The following is a 3,050-nucleotide window of genomic DNA, read 5'->3' on the forward strand; positions in this document are numbered from 1 at the left end:
GACTTGTACACCAAGATCCCATTCAGGAAATGCACCGTTCTCTATAGCTTCCCATAGATCACGTCTGTGGAAATCAGGATCAACACCTGAAATCTTCTGTGCTTCGTCCCACGCTACGGAATGAACCCCTAATTTAGGTTTAAGGTGGAATTTTACGAAATGTGCCTCTCCTTCATCATTAATGAACTTAAAAGAATGCACTCCAAATCCTTCCATCATTCTGAAACTTCGTGGAATGGCACGATCGCTCATCAGCCACATGATCATATGCATGCTTTCAGGCATCAGGGAGATAAAATCCCAAAAAGTATCATGTGCTGAAGCGGCTTGTGGAATTTCATTGTCGGGTTCAGGTTTTACAGCATGGACAAGATCAGGGAATTTAATGGCATCCTGAATGAAAAATACAGGCATATTATTGGCCACAAGGTCATAATTGCCTTCATCCGTGTAAAATTTAATGGCAAAACCTCTGACGTCCCGTGCCAGATCCGTACTCCCTCTGCTTCCCGCAACGGTGGAAAATCTTACAAAAACAGGAGTTTCTTTCCCTAATTCCCTTAGAAATCCGGCTTTGGTATATTTTTCAAGACTTTTGGTGAGCTTAAAAATGCCATGGGCGCCTGAGCCACGGGCATGAACGATTCTTTCGGGAATTCTTTCATGGTCGAAATGAGTGATTTTTTCTCTTAAAATGAAATCTTCCAGTAAAGTAGGCCCTCTGTCACCTGCTTTCAGGGAATCCTGATTATTGTTGATTTTCAGGCCTTGATTGGTAGTTAGTTTTTCGTTCTCATTGGATGTGCTTAATGAATCTAACTGCTCTACTTTTTTGTTTCGGTTTTCTTTTTCCATATCTAAAATATTTTGTGGTTGGTGTTTCAAAGATTCAAAAAGCTGCTGAAAAGCCTGCTTATCTGTTTCTGTTATTCTGTATAGCTGTTTTCTATATCCAGGGTACTTAAAAGTTTGTTCAGATATTCTTCTTCTTTTAAAACTTTGTAATAAGCGGTTTTAGCATAAACGGTAAAAGAAGGATCATCCATTTTTATCTCGGAATCGGTATAAACAATATTTTCCGAATTTTCATTATGGTATTGACTGATGTGTACAATATATTCCTGAATATAGGTATCTATTACTTTTTTCAGGATTTCACATTTTGCATTGTTCTTTACCTTTTCCAGGGATTTTATCAGGAATGCCGTCACTCCGTAAGAATTGATCACACTGGGGAACAAGGATTCATTTTCAATCACATTGTTTTTATTATTCAGATCAGAATATCTTAAAGCGTCAGTTTCAAAAATCATAGTTTAATACGTTTTTAGTTATTAGAGACTTTCAAATACTTTTCAAAATAGTGGAGATCTTCCTTTTCTTTAATGGAGAGGTAAAACATAATCTGTATAGGCTCCTTTCTTCCGATACTGTTAAAATCATCAAAATGGGCAATCAGTGCCTGAATATTTTCGATATTCACATCTTTTAAAATAACGAAGAGCAGGAAAATGTTCTCTTTTATTTCTCGTGCGTAGATTACGGCTCCGTCTTCAAACCAGTCTCCTTTATTGGCTACTTTAATAAAGTGTTCGGTCCTTAGTGTTTTTAGGATCTTCTGTTTTTCCATTGACTTTGAGATTCTTGGTTAAATAAGCCATATAGAGCTCTGCCTATATGGCTTAATATGTTTTTTTAGATTGATCCTTCCTGCTCCGCATCGAAATTGATAAATGTCTCAGCGATTTCTGTAAGGTTATAATCGGTATCTTCTTCTTCCTGTAAAGTTTTTTCAAGTAGGTCAGCGGCTTTATCATGTCCCATGGTAATTGCCAATTGGGCAAGGCCGCCATAGGTTGCAATTTCATAGTGCTCTACTTTCTGTGCTGCGATAATAAGGGCTGCATCACGCGTCATAGAGCCTTCCTGAGTAGATTTTATCACTTCTTCGCCTTCTTTGATAAGGCCTTTTATGGCCTCACACTCTTTTTTCTCAGGCTTTTCATCGATCAGTTTGAAAACTTTCTCCAAGCGGCTTACATGTTTTTTGGTCTGAAGCTGATGGTCTTCAAAAGCATCCTTCAATTCTTCTGTGGTAGCTGCTTGCTGCATTTTTTCCAGAGCTTCGATGATAGCGTTTTCCGCATAATAAATGTCTTTAAGGGCATCTACAAAAAACTTATGCAGTGGGGCGGTTTTCATTTCATTTGATTTTACAGAGGCGTTGCCTACTGTGTTTTTCTTCTCTGCAGTTGTTGTAGAATTAGTATTTTCTGCTGTTTTAGTTGCCATAATGTAATGTGGTGTTTAGGGTTGAAAAGATTACCCCTTTACTATAAAAATAAAGAGGCAATCATGGAAAAAGAATTATGAATTGTTACGTCTGCCTCCAAATCCGGACCTGCCGGAAGACCTTCCGCCTCCGTGAGAAGCCTGGCCGCCCATACGGGCAATTCTCGTACGTTCGGCTTTACTCATTGAAGCGAAACCTCTTCTGGATGTTCCTGAGCCTGAATTGGAACCACGACCTGAACCGCTGTTGCTTCCTGATCTGGAATTTGAACTGCTTGAGCCTGATCTTCCTGATGAACCTGAAGAAGATCTGCTGCTGTTTCCTCCTCTTCCGCCCCGGCTGGACGAACTGCTTGTTGAAGAAGATCTTCCTCTTCCATCTCCGTTGCTGGAACCGGAACGTGAAGAGCCTCCACGGGAACCACCTCTGCCGCCACCGGATGTAAATCTTCCCTGGCTATCTCTCTGCTGGTTACCTCTGCTTCCTCTGCCTCCGTTTTGGGAGCCTCCTCTTCCTCTGCTATCATCATCCTCTTCATAATCTTCATCGTCGTAGTCTTCGTCATCATCATAATCATCATAGTCTTCATCATCATCGTTATAACTATTTTCATAGTCATCATAATAATCCTCAAAATCTGAGAAATCATCATCATAATCTTCATCTTGTGAAGCATCATTATAACCGTGGTCATAACCTAACTGATAAACTTCTTCAAGTGTTGACCTTGAGTCACTGTTAGAAGAGCTGTTTCTTG

At 39.8% G+C, this 3,050-nt stretch carries 5 protein-coding genes; all 5 read right to left on the bottom strand.

Going from position 1 to position 3,050, the window contains the following annotated elements:
• Positions 1-855, bottom strand: an 855-nt coding sequence (locus tag ACGHIN_RS17040) for a catalase (RefSeq protein WP_390456353.1), incomplete at its 3' end; no start/stop codon positions are given.
• A 71-nt stretch (positions 856-926) separates the two neighbouring features.
• Positions 927-1,313 carry a hypothetical protein gene (locus tag ACGHIN_RS17045; RefSeq protein WP_390456356.1) on the bottom strand — a complete coding sequence of 129 codons (387 nt, stop codon included), beginning with the start codon at positions 1,311-1,313 and terminating at the stop codon, positions 927-929.
• A gap of 14 nt (positions 1,314-1,327) precedes the next feature.
• A complete protein-coding gene (locus ACGHIN_RS17050; protein ID WP_390456359.1) occupies positions 1,328-1,630 on the bottom strand; it encodes a hypothetical protein in 303 nt (100 codons plus the stop codon).
• Positions 1,631-1,695: 65 nt separating this feature from the next.
• Complete coding sequence (locus tag ACGHIN_RS17055) at positions 1,696-2,292, bottom strand: ferritin-like domain-containing protein (RefSeq protein ID WP_390456362.1); 597 nt, start codon at positions 2,290-2,292, stop codon at positions 1,696-1,698.
• Positions 2,293-2,367: 75 nt separating this feature from the next.
• Positions 2,368-3,050: hypothetical protein (locus tag ACGHIN_RS17060; protein ID WP_390456365.1), on the bottom strand; the 683-nt coding region annotated here is incomplete at its 5' end.

Origin of the sequence: Chryseobacterium barbadense (assembly GCF_042849955.1) — a bacterium.
Classification (GTDB): Bacteria; Bacteroidota; Bacteroidia; order Flavobacteriales; family Weeksellaceae; genus Chryseobacterium.